Annotated in this window: 1 protein-coding gene; it reads left to right on the top strand. The window is 74.5% G+C overall.

What is annotated here, in order from left to right; translation table 11 throughout:
• On the top strand, positions 1–1,462 hold a 1,462-nt coding region (locus JHN63_RS50985), incomplete at both ends, for an NB-ARC domain-containing protein (protein WP_234478950.1).

Raw genomic sequence — 1,462 nt, 5'->3', positions numbered from 1 at the left:
GGCAGGGGTTGTGGCGGGCGGCCCGGGAGTACCGGAGTGTTCCCGCCGATCCGGGGCAGCGGGGGCCGGTGGAGGCCCGGGCGCGGATCGTGGTCGGCCGGCCTCCGGGGGACGCCGCCGCGCTGCGCACCCGGGAGGAGCTGGCCGGGAGTATCGACGGGGCGCTGCTGGATCCTTCCGTACGGCAGGTGTTGCTCACGGGGGCGGGCGGGGTCGGCAAGTCGCAGTTGGCCTCGGCGGCGTTCCACCGTGCGGAGCGGCGGGCCGAGGTGCTGCTCTGGGTGTCCGCGGGCGACCGGGTGTCGGTGCTGGGCGGTTACGCCCGTGCGTGGCGGGCGCTGTCGGGGGCGAGCGTGACGGGTGCGGCGCATGCCTCCGGCGGGGACGACGAGACCCAGGCCGAGTTGTTCCTCGCGTGGCTGCGGTCAACTGCCGTTCCCTGGCTGGTGGTTCTGGACGACATCGACGACCCCGCCGAGCTGGCCGGGCTACGGCCCACCGGTGACGCCGGCCGGACCGTCCTGGTCACCCGGCGAAGGGACGCGGCACTGCTGCGGCCGGGGGTGCGGGTAATACCCGTGGGGGTGTTCACGCCGGACGAGGCCACGGCGTACCTGACCGACCGGCTCCGGCTCGACCCGGGGAATCCGGGCGGACCGGGTGATCCAGGTGATCCGGGCTCGGCCGCGCACCGCCACGAGGACCTGGCGACCCTCGCCGCGCTGCTGGGCCGCTTCCCGCTCGCGCTCTCCCAGGCCGCCGCGTTCCTCATCGACACCGGCATGGACCTGCCGACCTACCTGACCCTGCTGTCCGACCGGCGGGAGAGCGTCGCCGGGCTCCTCCCGTCCTCCTCCCCCGCGGACGAACACGGCGCCACGGTGACGGACACCCTCCAACTCGCCCTGGACCGGGCGGAGTCGCTCGCGCCGCCCGGCACGGCCCGGGCGATGCTCGAACTGATCTCGATGTTCGCGCCGGACGGCATCCCGGACGCGGTACTGCTCGGTTCGGCGGCGCGCGCCTGGCTCGGCAGCGGCCCCGCCCCGGACTCCGTACCGGAACGGGCCACCCTCCTCGCACTCCGGGCACTGCACCGCCTGAGCCTGGTCACCCACCACGTCCCCGCCCCCGCCGACGGCGCCCTGCCCGTCGTAGAGGTGCATGCCCTGGTCCAACGGGCGATCCGCGACGGCATACCGCCCGACCACCACGAACGCCTCGCCACAGCCGCGGCCGACGCCCTGGAGGAGACCTGGTCCACCCCGGGCCGCACCCCGGAAATGGAGAGCGCCCTCTACCGCAGCGCGGAAACCCTCCTGACCCATACGGACGGCCATCTGTGGCAGAACGGTTCGACACAACACCGGGTCGAGCCGGAACACCGCCTGGAATCAAGGCCGTTGCCCGATGCGCACCCCCTGCCCGAGCCACACGCCCCACCCACCCCCGGTCTCCACCC

Source organism: Streptomyces sp. MBT65, assembly GCF_016612545.1.
Lineage (GTDB): Bacteria > Actinomycetota > Actinomycetes > Streptomycetales > Streptomycetaceae > Streptomyces.
The sequence above is the reverse complement of the archived record's forward strand: the minus strand, read 5'-3'. Positions and strand labels throughout refer to the sequence as shown.